This is a genomic window from Exiguobacterium sp. KJ 601 (assembly GCF_027161185.1).
GTDB classification, from domain to species: Bacteria; Bacillota; Bacilli; order Exiguobacteriales; family Exiguobacteriaceae; genus Exiguobacterium; species Exiguobacterium profundum.
In genome coordinates this window covers 1859458-1882419 of record NZ_JADHZG010000001.1, presented here as the reverse complement: position 1 = coordinate 1882419, position 22962 = coordinate 1859458, and the positions used below count along the sequence as shown (strand labels likewise).

The following is a 22962-nucleotide window of genomic DNA, read 5'->3' as shown; positions in this document are numbered from 1 at the left end:
CGTCGCCTCGAATCGGGGCGACGTTGTTTCGTTTAAGGAACATCAATTTTGACGGTATAGGTTTTCGGCATGGCATCACTCGAAGCGAACAAGACGAGCGTCTTCTCTTTTTCGGGGACGAGGAAGACCAAATCGATTTCAGATTTCTCGCCTGGTTTGTAACGAAAGCCACCTTGGAACGCTTTCTTATTGTGGTTGACCATGTCGACCGGACTGTACTCTGTGCCATCTGGCGTGTACATGCGGAATCCGTTCGGTCGATAGTCCGCATAGCCACCATAGCCCTTATCTTTGTCATACAACGTAAGCGGTAGGCTGACGAATCGTTTGCCATCTTCCGGTTCGGTTCCATCCGGAGAGGCGTACACAGGTTCACCCACTTGGAATTCACGTTTTTTCATTTGTGGATCTCCAATAAACGTTTGGAACGTGCCGAGGTTCATGATTTTTTGAAGATCATCTTCTTTCGGTGTGGTCGCTTTGGCTTCTTTCGATTTACCTGCTTTTAAATCAGCCTGTTTCGCACCCGTCGTCTGCGCAGTCGGGGCCGGTGTCGCTTTCGCCTCTTCCGTGACCGGCTTGACTTCTGGTGATGTGAAGACGAATAAACTGATGATCCCAACGACGAGTGCAGTCGCTGTCGTTCCGAGGACGAAGCGAAATCGTTTTTCGATTTGCTTTTGGTTGACGACATGCCCACCGATCGCTTCAGCCGGCGTGATGCGCACCGCACGTTCAGCAGGAAGGAGTGCACCTAAGATACCTGTTACGACCGGGATGAAGATGGTCGCAAACAAGAACGGTAGCTCTGACATCGGGAACTGTTGATACATGATCGTGACGATGATGATGGTGAACGTCACACCGAGTAGTCCGGCGAAGAAGCCGGTCAACGCGCCTTCTGTCAAGACGAGACGACGGATGGACGTATTCTTCCAACCGAGCGCTTTCAAGACGGCGAGTTGTGGCTTTCGTTCGGATACGTTTTGCCACATGATCTCGGTCGTCGTGAGCATCGCAATCAGCAAGGCGACCCCCATGGCGACGTAATGCATCGTCCCGACTTCAAGGGCGACAAACTCGCCGATCCACGTCGTATACAAGACACCTTGGAGGCGGAACGTGACGAACAAGAAGAAGCCGAACAGACTCGTCGGTAAAGCGATGGCGAGAATCGACAACAACGTCCGTGGCCAATACGTCACGAGTTGGTTCAAGCTCATGCCGACGCTTGAGCGAGAGCGGCCGAGGCGTCGTCCTTTTGAGACTTCACCAGACTGCATCGTTTCATATGGCTTGATGCGACGGACGAGTCGAATCGGGATGAGTGTCCCGAGCCAGTAAATCAAGAGACCGGCTAGCCCGATCAATAAGATACGGGTAATCGAAGTCGAGCCCGCCGCCGTCCAAAGGAACGTTCCGAGAATCATCCACGAGATGAGCGCGACCATCGACCCGAGGATCGTGGCTTCTAAGAATAACAGTTTCGACAGCTGACTCGGCCGCCAACCGAGTGACAAGAGGATGGCGAACTCTTTCTTCCGTGCGTACAACATGATGATGTTCGAGCTGAACACATAAAACATCGCGACGAGGATGACACTCGCGACGACACCGGAGAAGCCGAGTTTCGCTTCCTGGAAAATCGTGATTGACGACCCGATTTTAATCCATGGCTGCTGAATCCAACCGAGCGAACTTTCTCCTTTTAAACCAGGGAGATAGGTGACGGCGTATTGTGGAGATGAGCCGAGCGTGACATCGGTGATGAGACCGGTCTTGTCTTCAATCTCCTTCGCGACCGCTTGGAGCTTCGCTTCACTTTCTTCGTTCAAGACGTCCACGCCTTTCACATTGACGCGAATGGCCGAGATGGCCTTGTCACCGGCGATGGCGAACGCCGCATCGAGTGTCGTCAACATCGAAGGTGGCTTCGTCAAGAAACTATATGGGTTATTCGTCGGTTTGACGGTCGTCGGTGGGTTGACCGGCTCGTCTTTCGAGTTCATGACCCATTCGGCGCTTGCCGGGAAATACGTCTCCATCGGGAGTTCCGTCAACGGATCTTTTGACAACTTCAGTTTCGATGGGTCGAATAAGCCGATGTAGTTATATTTTACTTTCGGTGCATCGTTGAGGTCTTCTGCGTATAAATTGGACTTACGATACATACTTTCTTGACCATACTTCACTTGACCCTCAGCGAGGAACGGTTTGATTTGATACGAATACGGCCAACGTTTCGGGAACGGGCTCGTCACGCCTTCATAGACAAGAGGTGACGCCTTCTCGGAAAGCCAAGTGTATTCCACGGTGAGACGAGGATCTTGTGGCTGTGGTTTTCCTTCTAAAATATGTTTCGTGATGTTGTCGTGCATTTGTTGTGCTGTAAAGTCGTATGAGGCGACTTTTGTCCCTTTCAAGCTATCCAGGTATTCCTCTTTTCCGTTCTCTAAATACGTATTGATGAATTTTTCTGCGTCGCTCGTATCGGCATCGACTTCTTCGATGGTGTAGTTGATTGAGGCATCGACGTAGTCTTTTGTACTCATCAAAATTGGAATCGTCGTGATGTCTTCGTCGTAAGGCTCTGGGACATCCTCTTCATTGAAGTAACGACTGAACTCTGTCGCTTGAACGGCATCGTCTAACCCAACGAGTTTCGCTTCGGCGACCGGGTCAATCCCGGCGAGCATGACATCGCTTCCGTAATCGAGTGGGAATTCTTCATACAGGGCGGTCGGACCGATGCCGATATGGGTAGTATCGCCGTTTGGCATCCAGCCGACCCAAAAGTAGGCTTTCAAGTCTTGGAAGTCATTGATTTTTTCAATGCCCGTATCAATGAGCGTATTCATCTTGAGTCGATAAAGACCCGCTTTATCAAATGTATGCGTTTGTGTGAACGAGCTCGAATAAGTCGACCCGATCATGGCAATAGGTGCCGCGACGTCAATGTCGGCAATTTGTTGAATCGTTTCGTACTGTTCGCGCGTGATCCCGCCTTCGAGTCCGCTCATATAGTTCGGTTCGAGCAGGTTCAAGTCCTCGGTCACGCTGCGGCTGCCTTCCGGACGGACGACGATATGATAAGACGAGTCCCAACGTTTCTGTAGCTCGTTGACGACTGTCCCATTATTCGCCTGGGTCACGCCGAGAAGATAGCTGAGCCCGGTACTGACGATGAGCATCCCGACCATAAGCAGGATGAACCGTTCTTTATTCCGCCACCATGAATTCCAGATGAACTTAAGCATGATGGACGTCGCTCATGGCGACGACCTGCCCGTCGCGCATCTCGATTTTTCGGTTGGCTCGATCGGCGAGTTCCGGGTCATGGGTGACGAAGAGGACGCCACATCCGTTCTCGCGATTCAAGCGGATCAATAGATCAAAAATGACGTCACCCGTATGTGTATCGAGGTTCCCCGTCGGCTCATCAGCGAGGAGCCATTTCGGACGGTGGATGAGGGCGCGGGCGACGGCGACGCGTTGTTGCTGACCGCCTGATAGTTGGGACGGTAATGAATCAACCTTGTCAGCGAGACCGACCTCTTTCAACAGTTCGAGCGCACGTTCGTGGACGTCGTAATCGACTTTTCGTCCGAAGAGCGGGGACATGACGTTCTCAAGCGCCGTCAACGTCGGGATAAGGTGGAACTGTTGGAAGATGAAACCGATGTTCTCGAATCGGAAGTCCGCGAGTTGTTTCGCAGAGAGCGTAGAGATGGGTTCATCGTTGAAGAGTAACGTTCCTTCTGTCGGACGGTCGAGTGTACCAATCAGACTGAGGAGAGTCGACTTCCCAGACCCAGATGGTCCGATGATGGAGATGAAGTCCCCGTGTTCGAAGCGGAGATTAATGTCCTGTAAGGCGACTGTTTTGACGTCACCCGTATCAAAGCGTTTTGTTAAGTGTTCGCATGTGAAGTGATAAGCCATACCGTTAAATCTCTCCTTTACCTAATAGATAGTGAAAATATGTAAGAGGACGTAATATTCTGACTATTTTTAGATTAGAGGAAAAAGATTCCAATGTATAGCTGTATTTTTTTCAAATGGGGAACGGGTATAGAAGAGTGAGGAGGAGAGAAGATGAAATCATTCGAAATTGAATTCCATTTAATCAACGAAGAAGTGCTGACGTATATGGTGGAGGCGGATACGCGATATGAGGCATTGGAGTCGATCTTTCAAGCGTTTCGACATGCGAGCGATGGATTCGTACAGTTTGAGGACGAGTTGATTGTGATGTTGGATCATGTGGCATATGTGAAGGCGTTTGAGGTGGTGGAATAAAAACTGATACAATTTATATTTAATTTAATTCTGTCGATGGACCAGTATATTTATTCTTTAAGTAATCAATATTTATCTTGTTTGAAAATAATTAGTGAGAGATACGTGATACCACTCACGTTCAATGTATAAACTGAGCTTTGTTTTACAAACAGTTTAAAAACAACCAATGTTCTGTACGACAATTAGATGGCCTTGATATTGTTCCTAGGTTTTCCTAGTTCTACTGCCCGCATTCGCCGGAGTTGACATTTGGATTTTCTTAGAGCTGATTAATTTGATTGAACGTTAAATATGATGTTACTCGTGATTATTCCCCCTCTGAATGTTTAAGTTCATTATAGAGATTCGTACGAATACGAAAAATCCCCAATGGGTCACTTATTTCAAGTTCCCTTTATCCAGGGTTCAGTCTATAGAATCTTCAAGGGCATAGTTTCCTTTATTGGAAGGTAAACTATTGGGAGGTATATGGAATATCATAATTTGGAACCATTACCTATCCTTTAATGTTCTTAAACATTCGACGTGGATGAGGATTCACTATATTATCTCGAAATCGCGCGACGTTCTGAAATTTAGAGCGACTTGTAGAATTGACTCCTAAGATTAGCGAACATTCTTTTCTATAAATTGACTTTAAACATTTTTTTGTCGAAAACATTAAGTGAGAATTAAATACATGGTATAAAACCGAACAAGTGTTTGATTATTTGTTATAATGTATATTGTAGTTGTAAGCTTGTTTCAAGCATAATTATTTTAATAGGATTGCTATAAATATTATACTTAAGACGTTGATAAATAGTTTTATTAATTTGGAGGACCTATGAACAGATACTTAGAAGTACTGAATAATCAAACTGATTATAGAAATATAGATTTTAAATTTAATTGCGTCTCTTTATTTTCTGGTGGCGGAGGCTTAGACTTGGGACTTGCTTGGGCAGGTTTTAAAACTAAAGTTTTTTGTGAACTAGAGGCGCCTCTGTGTGAAACTCTAGAAAAAAACTTCATTAACACGCATATCATTAACGAAAATATAACTAAAGTATCTAAAGACGATATTTTAAAAGGATTTGAGAATAACGAAAGAATTGATTTAGTGGCAGGAGGGTCTCCATGCCAATCATTTAGTATTTTAGGCCAAAGGGGCTCGATTAATGATCCTAGAGGGCAACTAGTTTATGAATATGTTCGAATAGTAAAAGAATTACAGCCTAAAGCATTTTTATTTGAAAATGTACCTGGTTTATTAAATGTAAATGGAGGGGAAGATTGGAATAATTTGCTTAGTTACTTTAAAGAAGAAACGGGATATCAAATATCATTTCAAGTTTTAAATTCGGCAGATTACGGTGTTCCTCAACAAAGAAAAAGGCTCATTGTATTAGGATTTCATAATGAACTTACAGTGGATGAGGAAGTGTCAATTTTTCCTGAACCGACTCATGAAAATAAAGATTCTAAAGAAACTATAAATTTATTTGTTGATTCAAAAAAAGAGTTACATCCTTGGATTCCTTCAAAATTTGCTTTGGAATCTCTGGAAAATACCAAGAATAATCGTAAAAGAGTACACGGTGAGAGAGTCATGAATAGGTATTTAACCGTTCCTCAAGGAGAAAGAGATTCTATTGACCGAACTGATAGAATACATCCCGAAAGACCATCTGGAACTGTATTGGTTGGTTCTAAAGCTGGTGGGGGGAGACCATTTATTCATCCGTTCGAACCAAGGCACATAACCATTAGAGAAGCAGCAAGGCTGCAGTCTTTTCCAGACTCATTTGAATTCTTTGGTCCAGAAACTTGGCAATATAGAGCTGTTGGAAATGCGGTCCCGCCTTTAATGGCGAAGGCAATCGGTAATAGTATTGCAAAGATATTATCAAAATCATTGATTATAAAATAATGTATTTTGGAGGGTGACTTTTGAGCATTTATGAAGGTTATTCATGGTCTTTAACACAACATTTGGGTCGAATTGCTGATTCAAATATTCTTTACGAATTGTTGAAAGCAGGACACTATTATCGAAATTTTCAAGATAGAGAATACCATATTAATAACCATTTGAGTGAACTGAAGTTGCTACCACCAAATATGAGGAATGGAAAATCAGATATTTGGAGAGATTACCAACAAATTTTACCTGAAATAGGTTTGATGATGTCTACAAGATATAAAAAAACCCCTGAATTAACCAATTTAGGATTTCAATGGTTAGATAAAGAAGTTAGTTTCGAAAACTTGATTACAAATCAAGCATTAAGATATCAGTATCCTAATGGCTATAAACTACAGATGCCCAAAGGATTTAGAAAAACTGGGGAGAAAAGTCGAGCTGAAATTGATCATAAGTATGGAATATTAATTAAACCCGGAACATTAATTTTACGTACTTTAATAGAAGTGAATAAGAGTAACGAAGCAATTTTTAAAGATAAAAGCTTAGGTGTTGACGAAGTTGCGCTGTCTTTACTTCCGATAAAAAGAAACTCAGATTGGCAATCAGCGTTAGATAACTTAAAAAACGCTCGGAATTCTACTCATTTAACGATAGATAGTCGAATTAAAAGACATATACAAGAATGGTTTAGATTCTTAAATTATGGAAATATATTTGAACTTGGACAACAAAGATTAAGATTAACATCGACTAATTCAATAGAAGAATTAGAAGAAATATGTAACTATCATGAAAATATTGATACATTTTGGAGTCCAATTGATTTTCAAAATTTAAAAAGATTACAAACCTCATGGTTTGATTATTACGGTAACATCAGTATAGATAACTTTTGGGTAAAAAAAGAAGAAAAAATTTTTGTGAAAGAAAACCCAGAAGAGTTTATTAATGATGGATCAATCAACTTAGTTGATTTTGTAGAGCAAAATAAAGTATTTAGAGACGATATCAAAAGAAATGAAAAAGCAAGAAAATTTAACTATGAGGATTTTGAAAATAATTCAATTTTACATGAAATTATCGTGAATGAGCTAAATTTAATATTGAAGAATAATAACTTTTTAAATTTTATAGATACAAATTCTATAGATTTATATTCTAAAAGAGAAGATACGCATATAATATTTGAGGTAAAAACGGTAAGTCCAAAAAACTTAATGGTTAGAATCAGGTTAGGCATTGGACAATTATTAGAATATAGATACAGAATGCAAATAAGTCAAAATATTGAACCACAATCATATTTAGTTATAAATGGTAATTTCATTTTGCCGCTTTGGGTAAAAAATTACTTAATGTTTCATTTGAAGGTTGGGTTAATTTTAAGGAAATCTAAAGATAATTTTGAGATGATTTGTGATCCATTTAATAATAATTTTTTTGATTAGTGTACTATTTATTCCTTTTAGCTATTTATGAATATGATGCCACTTACAAGATGCGAATAGATTTTTAGTAAGTTTCTTTATGTATTTCATGTAGAAGTAATTTAAAAATGAATTGACGAAAACGCGCGCCAATTTGACGCGCGTTTTTTTCATTTCATTGGTGGAACTCGAACATGATGAAATTCTTGATTACTCAATTCCGCATCACTAATTTTGAATTGTCCAACAGCGAGACAGTGAGCTTTTTTCAAACTACGCAAATCATCTAAGGAAATGGTACCAATGCGATTTGCAATTACTTTTAATTCGCTATCGGCAGGCGCGAAGTAGATTTTAGTACCCGCATTGTCTAAGATAGCAAGTTCTTCTTTGTCGAAGTTACTAAATGACTGTGTGGCGAACCAAGCTGACCAGCCAAATTTGCGACCTTCTCGAAGAATTTTTGCAGATGGAGAATCATCACGGAAAGATAAGTTTTGTGCCTCATCTAAAATAACAGGCATCGGCTTATCTTTAGATCCTGATAGTGAGTAGTACCATAGGTCCCAAAGGATGAACTCTGCCAGCAATTTTTTAATCTCGTCTTGGTCATATCCTTCAAGTTGAATAACGGTAACCCCGTTACTCTCAAAAATTTTACTCCAGTCATTATCCGATTCATAGTCAAACGGATCCATGTCAACCATCTGGGTTAGTCGACTAATGACAGATTGGATTGTTGATTTTGATGATGTTTCTAGATTTTCGAGTTCTTCAATGAGAAGTTCCATTCGCATGTCTTCTCCGTATTTTTCAATACCATTTTTAGTTGCCATATAAATCGCATTTTTCTGTTGATCGCCTAAACCTCTATATACAGAGGCAAAAACTGCAGCTACTCTTCTAGCAACTTCAACAATTTTTTCAGGCTCTTTCCGACCACTTATTTCTTTTTCTCTCCGTTTAAAAGGGTTTAAAGGGAAAGATTCATGATACACAATGCGTTCTGTCAATTTTTCGCCCATTCGATTTACAAATGTTTCATCGAGCTGGCTTAGTGTGTAACTATTCGAATAATCAATCACCAATGCGGATTGATTTTGTTCGACCAACTGCAATAGAAGAGACTGTACGAAATAGGTTTTTCCTTGACCGGATCGACCACCGATTAGGAGATGTCGATTGGATAGTCGTGGATGCCCGTATTCCCAATAATAGTCTTGATTCAATTCACTACCTAGATGCAATCTAACCTGTTCTAGACTAACAACGTTTGGAGTTACAAGTTCAAGGTTAGGCTGAGTGAGTGGGGCAATCTTTAAATCAGGTTCAACAACAGTATGATTTTCGTCTTCAGGTAAGTTCCTTCTGTCCTCTAGTTCATCTGTTGATTTTTGTTTTTCTGTCGAATCAGCAGGTGAAGCAAAGGCTTCATTTTTGAAAGTTGGAGCTAAAGATTTTTCCTTTTTTGAAGATTCAAGTGAATCTAAAGACTGAGTAAGTGCTTCATAACCGTGTTGCTCAGGTAACTCTAGTATTACGACACCTTGACTTCTGGAGTGACGTACAGACTCTGAATGCTTTTTAAATGAAACAAGAACACCATTTCCGAATTTTGCTCTTTTTTCATCAACGATTTTAAAATCATCGTTCATCAACCGATCGATTAGCTCTGCACTTAAACGAAAATCTTTACTAGGCCAAATTTCATTTTCTTGCATTTTTTTTGCATTGTTGATGAAGAGTCTAACAAAATAATTTCGTAAGAATTTAGCGTCAAAAGTAGTTAAATCGAGTAGATGGTCATTTAGTCGAGCTTTCAATTCTGTGATTTGTGAAATACCTTTTGAGATGACGCTATTGTCATTTATTCCGATTTTAACTTCTACCGGGAATAAATGTACCTTTAATTGTGTTTGATCTATTTCTAGTCCAATCATCAATAAATCATCGCTGCAATTTCCTTTTCGACCAATTGTCTTTCCTGAAAATAGACCAGCACGTTTACTAAGTTTCACATTGCCTGTAACACGCACGACTTCTTCCATAGAAATTGGTACCCAAATCGTGTTTTCTTCATTAAAAAGCAATAGTGTTTCTTTAATTGCTGAAACAATACTCATCTTTTCTCGTTTATCGTATCCTCTTCCTTGGACAGCTCGAAGTAACCATTCTCCGTTAAACGTGTTGAAAGCACGAATTGTTTCTTCTATCTGTTCTTGCGTAGATGTCACACCCTGAGAATTAACAAATTCCTCAATCACATTAAAATATTGTTTTGATTTGTCAGTTACAGTGATGGCATCATATCCATTTGTTGATGAATATTGGTCGCTGTAATGAACAATGATCAAATTGTCTGAAGACGATTTAAAGAAATCTAATCCGACAGGTGGATCAATAAACGTTACCCAATGTGAGGCGCTATAAATTTTTTCGAGTTCGTCTTTATCAGCAACATCGATGTGCATTGTCAATGAAACATCTTTCATATAAGAACTGTGTCCACCGTCTTTCATGTTGGCTGTAAGTTCATTATAAAGTGAGCCGAATTTTGTCATAAGACTTCTGTTAATGTCGGCTCCTTTTGTACCGAATCCAACGCGGTATCCGGTATCATCACTTTGAACCGATGATACGGTAGTGAATAAACCGTCTAAGTTCATGCTATTTGATAAATCACGCATCGGTTGTGTAACGATTCTCGATTCATTTCCCATTTTATAAAATGAAATATGAGAATAGAGGATTGGTTCCTCTAAGTCTAACTTTCGATAAAGAATAGACTGTTGAAGAACATGTAAAACATCATCTATTTCGAAGTCATCAATAGATAAGTCGATACCGAATTCCTCTTTTAATTGTTCAGCAGTCTCTATCTCGTTTAATGTATCAAAAGCACTTAAACCAGAAGCGTTTGGTAGATATAAAGACACCTCAAGTGGTTTGATGTTTTCGAGAACACCTTTCGAAGAAATTTGATTTTTGAACCAAGAAATAATTCCTTTTAAAATTTCTTCATCATTTGTGACATTGATAACATTGATACAGAGCGGAGCCGAATTTTGTATTGAGAATAGATAGTCGTAATGATCAGCAAAGTGGGTCATTTTCTCTTCTACAACTTTTGCTAAGTAAGAGTTTGTTTCACCTATGCTTACTTTTTCTCTAATCACGTATTCATGCCATTCAGGTAATGGAGAATAATCCGTTGGCTTCAGTAGCATTTCATGTACATTAAACGCATAAGGCAAAGTATAGCTCGCTTTTAATTTTTTTAAAATATTCGAATCGATATCTTCAGAACCTAAATCCGAGTTCACTTGCCATTGATAAGCAATGTTCAACGGTGAGAATGGGGTTAATAACAAACCATCAATCGTTTCCATTTGTCCTAAACGGTATAGGTTCCGTTGTTGTACAGTCATTAAAGACTGAGCTTTAATTTTTTCAATTTCAGACAGGTAGTTGTTTATAAAATCAAAGGCAGCTGACTGTACTTGGTCATCGTAATACATGAGTGAAGGGATTGTTCCCTTACTCTTAACCGTGTTTAAAAATAAATCATAACTCGTTTCTACAGCGCTTGGTAACTCTAAAGGTATGCTCTCGAAAGTATCATCGGAAAGTTGCTTTGCATACCGTATATGATCATCTAACCAATCTTGTTCCATTTTAAAAAAGTTTCGGTCTATTGATTTGGTAGAGTAAGTGCGTTGACCATTATGGATAGTTTTATAATCTGAGTCGATTAAAAATGATGTTTCATCTTTTCTCTTTCTCGTCCAAATACTAACACCATCTAAAGGAGTAGTTTTTAACATCTCGTCTTTAATAGCTAGTGGGACCTCAACTTCATCAATCATTACAGAGAATCGAACGCGAGATTCTCCTTCATCAAGAGTATTTAAAGGAAGAGTGATGACATCATTATGTCCAATCTTAATCGCTTCTGATGAACCAACAACAACATCATTTATTTGTCCCGAACCGTCCCCGAGTTCAACTAAATGATGGCCATCAAGTATTAAGCGAATCGCTTGTTGATTTTTAGGTGTCGTATCAATCAAATATCGTGATTGATATGGATTTAAAAACTCAGGCGACAGTGGAACAACTGCAATATTAAATAAATAAGTAGTGGAAGTCTGGCCTTCATGTTTGTAGCGTACCCGTGAGAAAGTAACTTGGGTGGAATTATTTTCAATCGTAGTAATAAGAGAATGTCCAGAACTTACGGTTGATTTTGCACTTTTATTGTCCAAAAATTGCTTCGACGTAAAACGGTCAAAAGGAAGATGGATTTGAACTGTGTCTGCTTCTTGTGTAGAAAAGACGATGATGTGCCAAGTTCTTTGACCTGATTTAGTTTCAGACTGTGGGCGTTTCCAAAAATGTGAAGTTGATAATTTAGAGCCGTCTGTTTTTGCAATCATTTTTTCGGATATGAATTGAATATCTCGATTTGATTTTGCTTTCTCTTCCCATTCTTTCAATACAGTGTAATCAGCTTGTTGCCAAGTATCCTCTTTTAATTTTGTGGCCCCGTTATCAAATCGCTCTTCTAGTTTTTCACGAGTGTTTCCTAACGTGAAGTAACGTTCAACATCTTCGAATAATTCGTGATTTTCTGATAAGCGATTCTCGATTTGTCGGTTTATCTTTTTCCATGAAGCTGACCCAACATTTTTTTCATCTCGTTCACGAATAAGCGAAATTAGGTCGCCATCTTGAAAGTACTGTAATGAGGTATAGTCATCCGAATCAAGCGTATCTTTGTGTAAAAGACCTAAAATATCGATGAAATCTAGAAATGAACCATTCGTAATCTGTTTTTGTTGATTACGACGTTTTAAATAATCGGCGATAATCATTTGTTCAGATTTCGATAAATCACTACTTGCCAATTGTTGATCTAAATGTTGAATGATTTTGCTAATGTGCAATGGACGACCTTCAGAAGTCAAGTCGATACTTCCACCTCGGATAGAGTCATTTAAATTATCAGTCAGAATCATTAAGGAAGTATTAGACCATTGTCCGCTTTGTTCACTCATTTCATTTCTCAGAGTAACGAGATAATCAATATCTGTATCAAGCGAACTTGCTATTACTAATTTTCCTGTAGAAAAGTTAAGTGAGTTGGTCACATAATTTTCTTTTCCGAATGGATGTTTATATGTGAAGGTTTCAGAAACGCTTAAACCTGAAAGTGCATCATACATTTCTTTTACATCTTGTTTTGTCGGAAGATAGACGTAATAACGATCTGTTCTATTTTGTTGAATCTCATGTTTAAAGAATTGTAATAATTGTTGTGTGATAAATTCATAAAATTGATTTGACATACTGTGCATCCCCGCTATCACTTTTCTTTTCCAAATAGTTTAGTTTATCCAATAGCCCAACAATTTCTTCTTTTGAGTGATGATCAAAGAATAGTCCTCTTAATTCAAGTTCAATCCAAAGCCTATTCAATTCAATCTTGTCCTGTTTAATTGAGCAAGCTATAAGAGTCAATAATTGTTCTTGATTTACGGCAAGTAATGAGCCAAGTGAACCACCATGTTTTCTATAGAATTTTAATAGAAAGACGTCAAGTGCGGCAGGATATCGAGACTTTAACTCTTTATTCAATCCAATTGAGATTGCTTCGGCTAAGTCTCTAAAGGCTTCATCTAACGTGCTATCAGCATTGTATTGTGGGGTTTCGATACCTTTATACTGCGTATAGAAATTATTCATCCAATGATAGAGTGATTGAATATAATTTTTCTTTGAATCCTCACCAGCTGTAGTTAATAATTCATCAATATGATGATAATATAAGTTTTTTTGTGACTGAAATGCTGGTGTTTGAGAAACGATATTCAGTGCATGCTCATGTTTGTAAAAATCCTTCACCTGTTCTTTTAACAATCGATAGCCGTTCGTATAACTTGTACGCCAGCGGGCTGCCTTTTCCCATTCCATTAAAAAATAGAGCGGAATGAGTTTGTCATTATCAAATTTTGTAAATCGATTAGTTTGAAGAACAGTCTGGGACATCAAGATAAACGTATATTGAATGAATAGATGATTTAAATTGTCTAAGAAGAATTTTGGATTTGTGGATAAATGAATCAAATCTTCTTTAAATTGTTCTTTTAAACGTGGGAACAAACATGAATAAGGACTATTGAATGTAGACTTATTCGTCGAGCGAGAACTTCGAAAAATTTGTGTCAGAAGATCATCATTGTTTTCATCTAAAAACAGTGGTGAAAGAAATTCTTCATTTCCTTCAATCAACGTGCCATAGACATAGTTAATGAAATCGATTTGACCATTCCTCTCTTTTTTCTCACTTAAAGTGAGTAGAGGAAGTTGCGACAAACTAGAAATCTCTGTTTCTTCGATTTTACGTTGCTGACTCTTGATAAAATATTTGAACCATTCACTCGTTTCTTCGGAATCAAATTTTCCAATCGACAGGATGTGATTCTCGTCCAACTTAGGATGTTCAGGAATGAGCGGTTCATTAGATAACAATCTCACGATACCGCCAGTTATTGGCCAGAAGCCGCTTTCGAACTTTGATCGTTCCGGTTCACGTGTAGGTAAAGGTAATACAAATGTATTTTTTCTACGTGAATAACGATAGCCTTTATTTTGAATCAGAAATGACTCGAGAAGTTTCCAGTCTAATTCGAAATTTTTTACATCTTGAGTATTAATCATATTACTGCTTCACCTTTCTAACTTCGAATTTTGATTTGCTGAACTTTGGTTTAGATAGTTCCACCATCGAACCATCATGAGTGGAGACTAGAAGAATTGATTTTGATTTATCTGTATACCGGATGAGTTCATCATAAAAGTCAATAAACTGCACAGCATCTCTTAAGTCATTACGATTTGGCCGATATCCATGCTGTATTTTTACCAGTAAGTTATACAATTTATAGTCAAGATCAAAAAGAATCTCCTTCCCATTTACGTCAAAGCCGATTCGTATAAATGGACTGAAGCGATAAAAAGCGTCATCTTTAGTTTCAGCACTATCAAAGAGGCGTTGGTCTACGATTTCTTCCGCTTGAAATGGATATGCCACGCGATATTCATTATTTGTGCTGTCAATAAAGAGATAATTTTCTCGCGGAGATCCTTTCCATAAATAAATGACACTACGAATGAGTTCAAATAACGATTCGATATTCTCACCATCACCAAGGTAGTACGCCTTTACATATTGTAAAAAATTCATATAGGACTGATCGACTTCTTTTGGATTTAGGAGTGAGTAGCTACGCACTAGAAATGCTCCCAAAGTATTTAGTTTACTTTCGTTTTCTGGTGAATGATGTATGAAACTATATACGTCTCCAATCTCTTTTAATTCATTCTTAGCAATTTCTTGAGGATGCTGTGACAGCACATACTTGGTGATTAATTCATCAAAGTATGGAATCCGGAATGAAATCGGATCATTTTGATGTAATGAACTTAGAATATTAGAGCGATCAGGATGACCAAAAATCAGATTTGGTAATGCTGCTTCCGGTCTCTCACGGTCGAGATTTAAGTCTGATGGAACTAAGATATCGAAAATAAAATTGTAAAATGCACGAGTAGAAATAATGAGTTTTTCTTTTACCATGGCTTGAATGATTACATTGACAACAGATTCACGTACAGATGGATTAGATAAGAAATCAAAGTTGTCATGCACAATAGAGCGATGACCACGTTTTGTATCTTCTAGATATGCAGTATAAAACGGGTTTTCATTTGATTCGGAAACGATTTTCTCGAGAATGCTAGTGAAAAAGAAAGAGTGGGCTCCTTCTTCACCAACACTATATGTTTGAAAACCTGCGATATTCAATAGATGGATAGAATCTAAAGAGTAGACGATATGCTCTCCATGTCCAAAAATGTCTGATGCATCGATGAACTTTCTGAGTGAGTCATATCGGTTTTCAGACTCGGCAAAACTATAGAAATTGTGTAGTACACCTAGGTTGATGGCAATCAATAGATGTTTTGTATTTGAGTCTTGTCTGTAGAAAGATGACATGACATTATCTAAAGTTTCGATTGAACTCTTAGATGGATCAAATGACTCGGTTGAATCGTTATGAATTCTAACGTTAGTGACCAAGTCCGGATATTTTTCTTTTACATAAGCGAGCAAATGACTTTTCCCGTCCCCAACACTACCGCTCAATAAAATCAGTTGAGGAGTGGATTCCGCATTAACTTTTTCTAATGTTTCAAGAAGAGAGTTTTGAATCGGACGATTGATGTGCATATACTCTCGAAACAAACCAAAGCTGTCAGCGTTAACGACTGACTCTTTAGAAGATGACTGGAGCATTCGTAAACGCTCTAATAAAATACTAGTTTCCAATTCAGTTGATGGTTGGGATGGTTCATCAATATGTTCATGAACCGACTCATCCATTTCGATTTCTTCATTCATTTCCTCTTCTTCATTTTTTGCTGAAAAATCATTTTCCATATAAAATTCCTCGGAAGTTTGCTGTTTTTGTACACTATCGGATTCGTATAGAGAATTAGGGGGCATCATGAATACATCTGAAGTTTCAACGATAGTATCAGTCATATTCTCTTTGAAAGAGTCATCAAAGGACTCTTCAGATTCTTGTAGAAATACTTCTGTTAGTGCAATTAATTTTTCGAATGCCTCCATTGTCTCTGTTTTCAATAAGTTACGTTTTGTATATAAATCACTTATTTCTATGTAACGGTGGGCCCACTTCAATTCTTTCATAGAAGCGTTAAGTTCAACTTTAAGTTTTTGCCAACCATGTTTGATAACATGTCGAGCAAAGTATCGTTCCGAGAGAGTGGGACGCCCGGTTTTTTTAGCTAACATATACATTCGCTTCAAAGTTAAAGATTGAAAAATACCATCTAAGTAAACCATGGCCTCTGTGGGTGAATCAGTCATCCACTTACTAAATTCATCGTAAGTGAATTTGGTATCTTCATCCGGTACTAGATTTGTAACTAAAAATGACCAATTCTTTTGGGTATTCATTGTTAATTTCCTTCCTACACAACATGATATTTTACAAACATTGTAACAAAATATAGAATCATAATCATCGATTCTGATCATTTAATGGAAACCATAACTAAAAAAGTGTCGGGTGTTATTATTACAGTGATTTATACCTATGCATTTACTAAAATGTAAATAGATGATTGAGAGGAGATATGACATGATTTATAACAAATTAGTAAGAGACAACATCCCTGAAATCATTCACGAATCAGGAAAAATCCCGATTGTGAAGCAACTTACTCAAGCCGAACACTTCGAGCAATCACGATTGAAACTCTACGAAGAAATCAAAGAGTATGAAGAAACGAACATTGATGAAGAGTCTCTTGAAGAGTTAGCTGACATTTTGGAGTTGGTCTATACACTCGGAAATATGCATGGGGCAGACTTCGATGAATTGAACCGCATACGTGAAGAGAAACGCAAAATACGTGGCGGTTTTGAAAAAGGTCTATTTTTAGAAGAGGTCCTCGATCATGAGTGATTTACGACTCCATACGAGCAATCTTGGCATCCCTTTACAAGAACACATAGACGCGGCGACTGAAATTTATATGGTCGTCGCGTTTGCTCAAGTGTCGGGAGTGAAGGAATTATCGGCTTCTTTAAGAAAAGCGAGTGGACGTGGCGCTCAAATCAGAATCTTGGTAGGAGACTATCTGTACCTCACCGATCCTGATGCATTGGATATGTTATTCCAAATACCGAATGTTGAGCTCCGACTATACCGCTCAAAAGGGAGGTCGTTCCATCCAAAGGCATATTTGTTCCGTACAATAGAAAGCGGTACGTTTTTTGTAGGTTCCTCGAATTTGTCGCATAGTGCGTTAAATCATGGTGTGGAATGGAATGTTGAAATTCCTTCGAATGTATCAGAGGAAGTGTTTGAAGAGTCAGTCGCTGCGTTCCATGAATTATTTTATAGTGAATATGCGCAAATAATGAATCCAGTCTCGTTACAGCCTTATCGCGAAGAGTATGAAGCGCGAAAGGATCGAATCAAAGAATTGGAGGTCGCTGAACATTCTCCCGTCTACATAGAAGATGATTCGATTACCCCGACGTCTGTCCAAGACGCAGCGTTATTGGCACTCCGAGAAACGATGGCGGAAGGTCGGAAAAAGGCGATGCTCGTCTTGGCGACAGGATTAGGGAAAACGTATTTGAGTGCATTCTTTGCACGACAATTCAAACGTGTCCTTTTCGTCGCGCACCAAAGAGAACTTTTGTTACAAGCAGAAAAGTCATTCCTCAATGTGGCGACCGACTGGAAGACCGGGTTACTACTCGGTGGTGAATCAAGAAATCAAGATACTGCTGACGTCGTGTTCGCCTCGATTCAAACGTTAGCTTCGAAACAAAGAATGGAGCAATATGACCCGGAGCAATTCGATTTGATAATCGTGGATGAGTTCCATCATTCGGCTGCGCCTTCTTACCGTCGGGTGCTAGATTATTTTCAACCGAAGTTCTTACTCGGTTTGACTGCAACGCCTGACCGTTTAGACGGAGGAGACGTATATGCACTTTGTGATGATAACGTCGCCTTCCAGATGCACTTTACGGAAGCGATTGAAGAATCGTTTTTAACCCCGTTTCATTACGTTGGAATCTATGATGAAATCGACTACTCTCAGATTCGTCTGATCAATGGACGTCGTTATGATCAGGAAGAGTTATTGGCAGAACAGTTAAAAGAAAGTGTTGCCGAGAAGATTTATAGAGCATGGTCAGAGCATCATCAATCGAGAGCACTCGGCTTTTGTTCTTCCGTTATACAAGCTGAATATTTGGCTGATTATTTCAGGAGGCAAGGAGTACAAGCTGTAGCACTTCATAGTCAGGCCGAGTATGATCGAACGGAAGTAATTGCCCAATTAAAGCAAGGACAATTGGACATCATTTTTGCAGTGAATCTATTTAATGAAGGTGTCGATATTCCTGAAATCGATACGCTATTGTTCTGTCGTCCGACTGAATCATTGACAGTATTCACCCAACAAATTGGACGAGGGCTACGTCTATCAAAAGGAAAGACGCATTGTACGATTATCGATTTGATTGGGAACTACAAAAATATTGATAAGAAACTGGCTTTGTTGACGACTAGCCGACAGGATACAGTGAGTTCCTTACCAACTACGATTGATCTACCTTCGTCATGTACAATTGAGTTTGATTTACAAACTGTTGACTTACTGAAGAAAATGGTGACACGTTCCTCAACGCGTCAGCAATTACTTGAACAAAATTATTTCATGGTGAAAGAAGAAATGGGTAGGCGCCCGAGCTACATGGAATTAATCCAACGAGGAGAGTACTCTATAGACGCTTATCGTTCCGAATGGAGAAAGCTTGGTGGGTTCTTCGGATTCTTGCATAAACTCGGAGAACTAAGTGAGGAAGAAGCGAGAATATACAATGATGTAAAGTCGCTTCTTGTCGAGGTGGAATACACGAGCATGACCAAAAGCTATAAAATGATTGTACTTTCAATTATGCTAAAACGAGGAGAAGAAAACTGGTACAAGCCACTTAAAGCATCTGAAGCCGCTCTTCCTTTTTATGATTACATTAAAAATAAACCATATCGTCAGCATATTGATGGACAGACAAAAGACTTTCAGCAACCATTCCATCAACAAAGAGTTGAAAAATTATTGTTACGAATGCCATTCGATAAAATTGCCAAAGGACCGTTTTATGTAGAAGATGAAACTCTGCATATTGAATTCAATGAATCGTTCCGTAATCTAACCGTTTATGAATGGGTGAAACAGATTGTAGATGTTCGATTGCATTACTACTTTAGTCGGAAAGCGAAAGGATGAGCATGCTGAACGATAAAATGACTATCAACTCATCAGACATTGCTATACAGTCTTTTTGTAACTTTATTGATGGTTTTGCGCGTCAAGGTACATATAAAATGAATGTCATGCAAATCATGCTTAACAGAGGGTATGAAGATTGGTTTCGCCCATTATCAGCTAATATGATCGCAAAAGAGTACTATGATTTAGTAAGGAAGCAAAGTGAAGAACATTCTTTAAATGGCATCGCTAAAATATTTCAAGAATCATTTTCACAGAAGGAAATCGAACGTCATCTAAATTCGCTACCGTTTAAAGCCTTGACGATAGAATCACCAAGAACAGGTAGATCACCATTTGAGAATGCGAATGGGAAACTCATTGTCAGAGAAGAGTACTGCATTCCGACTAAACAAGCGCATGCTGCTATTCAATTAGCGGTTGAAAACAAATTAGAAGACTACTTTGAAATGAAACAGAAGTAGAAAGGTGGGGTAATATGAAACGCCTGTTACTACGCAAAATCCAATTCGCCCTCCAATACCACGGTGGGACGGCGTCCTTGAAAGACATTTATGCGTATGTCGAAAAATCCTATTATCAACTTGAACTCGATCGCTATAAAGATTGGAAAGGGCACGTCAATAAACAGATTCGTGCGCATTCCAGTGATTCAGCGAGCTTTACCGGGAAAGAGGACCTCTTTTATTCCGCAGGAAATAAAGGCATTTGGGGTCTCAGACAATCCAATAACTAACGAAAGCGGGACCAATTTCACTTGGTTCCGCTTTCAATGTTTACAAAACATCACACCCTATTGTCACATAATGTTCATTCCTGTACACTTCGATATTGTGTGCTAAAAATTATGTTAGGGGTTAGTCAATGGAACTTGTACAGCAATTATCTCAAATGCAACTCATCAACCAATTCTGGTTGCTCATGGCCTTCGTCATTCCGATGGTCATTTTATCTCGTATGGTCGTGGCGGGGACGCGCTTCTCACCGATCCTCGTCATCGTCATCTTCGGTCTCGGTCTCGGCTTCGGTATGGTCGAGCTCGGCATCGCGACGCCGGGTCTTCCTGAATTCCCGCTCGTCGACTTCTTGTCACGGACGACAATCATCGCATTAGTCGTTTCGTTCTTCGTCGGTGGACAGGAACTTCGTAAAATCTTAAGCAAACAAGAGCTCGACATGGAGGATATCGTTGTTCCTTCTAAAGAAGAAATGTTCCTCGGGACAGGACGTACGCAGTTCATCTTCATCCTTCGTTCGTTCTTCTTGCTCGTCGGTTTGGAAGGATTCTTCCGTATGGCAATCGAGCCAGGTACGGCAGAAGGGATTGCGCTTTACTACCCAATCCTCGCACTTCTCGGTCTTGCGGTGTCGTTCTTACTCATCGACCATAAAGCAGAGATTCAGGACAAGAAAGTATACATGCAAAAAGGTGTTATCGAGACAGTCCTCTTGCTTGTCATCTTGTTCGTCTCGTTCCTGATTGCGACAGCGGTTCAGCCGATTATCGCATTGCCGCAAATCTTCTTCGCGATGTTGATTTCGTCAGCTCTCGGTGCCATCTTCCATAACTGGACGTATGGACCGACTGTCCGCGCGCTTCTCTTCGCAGGGATTCCGGTCGTCTTGGCTGCTAACTTCATGGTTGGTGGTTCGCGGATTGGTGACGCGTTCGCCATCGAAGGCATGAACTCGATTCTCGTGTACGGTTTCTTCGGACAGTTGTTCTGGATGTTCGGTGGAATCGCACTCATCATGTGGTTTGCTCGTACGGGTCACATCCGTAACCTCGCGCCAGGTATGGCGGGGTCTCTTTCACACAGTGGTCTCACAGGAGCATGTACGGCTGGTGACTTCGGTCAAGTGGCGGCGAAACGTGCGCCAATCATGATCAACATCCCGTTCTTCGGACATATCTTCGTCTTCTCGATCCTCGCGGTCAGTGCCGACAACGGCGCGCTCTGGATCTGGCCGACGATGATCATCGTCTTGGTCGGTCTCGCGCTCACGGCGCTTTCGTTGAAAAACTTGCGTGCGGCGAACGGGGAAGACTTCAAAGAAGTCAAAGCCCTTATGCAGTTCTCGTTCGGATGGCAGATGATGGCCGTCTTCGGTGGTCTCGTCATCTTGACGTTCAGCACGATTGCGTTTGATTACACAACGATGGCACAATCGTCAGCAATCTCGCACTTCGGCTTGTTCGCAGCGGTTCAAGGCGGCATGTTCGGGACGGAAGCGTCACTTCTCATCCCGCTCATCTTCTCGATGCCGTTCCTCGTGCACCCGATCGTCTTCTACATGTTTGGGAAAGCACTCGACAACAATGGCGAAATGCCACGTGTACCGGTATATACGATGGCACTCGTTGGTGTCGTCGGTGTATCTGCAGCGATTTTCGTTTTATAATTCGATTCCGCTCTGACTTCGGTCAGGGCGGTTTTTAATTTGATAAAATGAATATGCTAGACTTTGGATAGTGACAGCGGGGGAGCGTATGAAAAAATGGGGATTCATCGGTTTTATTGGGTTGATTATAGTTAGAGTTTGGATTATACCGAAGTGTCGAAGAACCCGAACGAGTCGGAACGATTGAAGTGAGATGGAATCAAGATTCGTTCGAGATTATGGAAGAGATAGGCATATTTGTTACTTCACCATAGGAGGCTTGAAGCATGCTGATGATCACTCAAGATGTAAAGGGAAAGCACTATGAGGCGCTCATCGATGTTCTGTTCAAGCGCTGTACTCACTTTGCGTTTGTGGAAGACAGACGCCGAATGGAAATCGAAGACGAGCGTTTGGAGTATATGAATGTGCTGACTGAAGAGATTCGTTGGGATTTGATCGAACGAACCATCGTAAGTGAATGGGAGACGACAAGACTGTCTGGGGATACGGCGTATCTATATTCGTTCCATATGAATTACAGGACGGTACAGTTCTTAAAAGAACGGAGTCAATCATTATTCAGTTGGATCCATCCGGAACTTCCGGAAGACTTGATGTTTTATGCGGGGGATACTTGCGTGCTCGCGGTATGCTCCCATGAATCGTTCTTTGTCGTCGATGAAGAGATGTGGGAGCGTATTAGATTAGATGAATGATTAAGGTCACCTCTTATACCATTATGTCAGTTTGTTGGGGAACGGTCTCCAGTCCGGATCTTTTCTGTCGTGTTCATTTGGTTTTCTAACAGAGTCAGAAAAAAGTCGTTCACTCGCACCAAATTGAATGTAATTTTGTTGAGCCTGTCGAAGTGATACCGTATTCGCACCGCCTTCAAAATCGGGATCATCGAATTGAACCCCGTCATCTTCCCAAAAACAGATTCGACAAATGTCGTATGTGCCTGGCGGTTCCTCAACTAACGTCTGGTAGCCACAGCATGGGCATGTGTATCTCACCATCATCACCTCACTA

Annotated in this window: 15 protein-coding genes; 9 read left to right on the top strand and 6 right to left on the bottom strand. The window is 40.0% G+C overall.

Features of this window, described 5'->3' with window-relative positions; all coding sequences use genetic code 11:
- Positions 1 to 32: 32 nt before the first annotated feature.
- Together IRJ25_RS09625 and IRJ25_RS09620 are read right to left on the bottom strand one after the other, a co-directional pair.
- Positions 33 to 3257: an FtsX-like permease family protein gene (locus IRJ25_RS09625; RefSeq protein ID WP_269318174.1), complete on the bottom strand. Its 3225-nt coding sequence runs from the start codon at positions 3255 to 3257 to the stop codon at positions 33 to 35.
- Positions 3250 to 3942 carry an ABC transporter ATP-binding protein gene (locus IRJ25_RS09620; RefSeq protein WP_214760458.1) on the bottom strand — a complete coding sequence of 231 codons (693 nt, stop codon included), beginning with the start codon at positions 3940 to 3942 and terminating at the stop codon, positions 3250 to 3252. Before IRJ25_RS09620 ends, IRJ25_RS09625 begins: the two co-directional genes overlap by 8 nt.
- 153 nt (positions 3943 to 4095) lie before the next feature.
- Between IRJ25_RS09620 and IRJ25_RS09615 the strand changes: the two genes are divergently transcribed.
- The 3 genes from IRJ25_RS09615 to IRJ25_RS09605 all read left to right on the top strand — a co-directional run bounded on the left by IRJ25_RS09615 (position 4096) and on the right by IRJ25_RS09605 (position 7659).
- Complete coding sequence (locus tag IRJ25_RS09615) at positions 4096 to 4299, top strand: hypothetical protein (RefSeq protein ID WP_015881055.1); 204 nt, start codon at positions 4096 to 4098, stop codon at positions 4297 to 4299.
- 829 nt (positions 4300 to 5128) lie between these two features.
- The gene (locus IRJ25_RS09610; RefSeq protein WP_269318173.1) at positions 5129 to 6214 is read left to right on the top strand and encodes a DNA cytosine methyltransferase; all 1086 of its coding nucleotides are present in this window, start codon (positions 5129 to 5131) and stop codon (positions 6212 to 6214) included.
- Positions 6215 to 6234: 20 nt separating this feature from the next.
- Positions 6235 to 7659, top strand: a complete 1425-nt coding sequence (locus tag IRJ25_RS09605) for a hypothetical protein (RefSeq protein WP_269318172.1) — start codon at positions 6235 to 6237, stop codon at positions 7657 to 7659.
- Between the two features lie 149 nt (positions 7660 to 7808).
- Here the strand turns inward: IRJ25_RS09605 and dptH are convergent, their stop codons facing one another.
- From dptH to dptF, 3 genes are read right to left on the bottom strand one after another with little or no spacing between them, the layout of a single operon-like run.
- Positions 7809 to 12986, bottom strand: a complete 5178-nt coding sequence (gene dptH, locus IRJ25_RS09600; protein ID WP_269318171.1) for a DNA phosphorothioation-dependent restriction protein DptH — start codon at positions 12984 to 12986, stop codon at positions 7809 to 7811.
- Complete coding sequence (gene dptG / locus IRJ25_RS09595) at positions 12967 to 14358, bottom strand: DNA phosphorothioation-dependent restriction protein DptG (RefSeq protein WP_269318170.1); 1392 nt, start codon at positions 14356 to 14358, stop codon at positions 12967 to 12969. Before dptG ends, dptH begins: the two co-directional genes overlap by 20 nt.
- A gap of 1 nt (position 14359) precedes the next feature.
- Complete coding sequence (gene dptF / locus IRJ25_RS09590) at positions 14360 to 16684, bottom strand: DNA phosphorothioation-dependent restriction protein DptF (RefSeq protein ID WP_269318169.1); 2325 nt, start codon at positions 16682 to 16684, stop codon at positions 14360 to 14362.
- 184 nt (positions 16685 to 16868) lie between these two features.
- Between dptF and IRJ25_RS09585 the strand changes: the two genes are divergently transcribed.
- The 6 genes from IRJ25_RS09585 to IRJ25_RS09560 all read left to right on the top strand — a co-directional run bounded on the left by IRJ25_RS09585 (position 16869) and on the right by IRJ25_RS09560 (position 22646).
- Positions 16869 to 17195, top strand: a complete 327-nt coding sequence (locus IRJ25_RS09585) for a nucleoside triphosphate pyrophosphohydrolase (RefSeq protein ID WP_031421338.1) — start codon at positions 16869 to 16871, stop codon at positions 17193 to 17195.
- Complete coding sequence (locus IRJ25_RS09580; protein WP_269318168.1) at positions 17188 to 19542, top strand: DEAD/DEAH box helicase family protein; 2355 nt, start codon at positions 17188 to 17190, stop codon at positions 19540 to 19542. The genes IRJ25_RS09585 and IRJ25_RS09580 overlap by 8 nt, the downstream gene beginning before the upstream one ends.
- Complete coding sequence (locus IRJ25_RS09575) at positions 19539 to 20009, top strand: hypothetical protein (protein ID WP_269318167.1); 471 nt, start codon at positions 19539 to 19541, stop codon at positions 20007 to 20009. The genes IRJ25_RS09580 and IRJ25_RS09575 overlap by 4 nt, the downstream gene beginning before the upstream one ends.
- A 14-nt stretch (positions 20010 to 20023) precedes the next feature.
- On the top strand, positions 20024 to 20281 hold the full coding sequence (locus IRJ25_RS09570) for a hypothetical protein (protein ID WP_269318166.1): 258 nt from the start codon (positions 20024 to 20026) through the stop codon (positions 20279 to 20281).
- Between the two features lie 128 nt (positions 20282 to 20409).
- The gene (locus IRJ25_RS09565) at positions 20410 to 21948 is read left to right on the top strand and encodes a hypothetical protein (protein ID WP_269318165.1); all 1539 of its coding nucleotides are present in this window, start codon (positions 20410 to 20412) and stop codon (positions 21946 to 21948) included.
- A gap of 266 nt (positions 21949 to 22214) precedes the next feature.
- The gene (locus tag IRJ25_RS09560) at positions 22215 to 22646 is read left to right on the top strand and encodes a stage III sporulation protein AH (protein ID WP_269318164.1); all 432 of its coding nucleotides are present in this window, start codon (positions 22215 to 22217) and stop codon (positions 22644 to 22646) included.
- A 21-nt stretch (positions 22647 to 22667) separates the two neighbouring features.
- Here the strand turns inward: IRJ25_RS09560 and IRJ25_RS09555 are convergent, their stop codons facing one another.
- Positions 22668 to 22946 carry a CPCC family cysteine-rich protein gene (locus IRJ25_RS09555; RefSeq protein ID WP_269318163.1) on the bottom strand — a complete coding sequence of 93 codons (279 nt, stop codon included), beginning with the start codon at positions 22944 to 22946 and terminating at the stop codon, positions 22668 to 22670.
- Positions 22947 to 22962 lie beyond the last annotated feature (16 nt).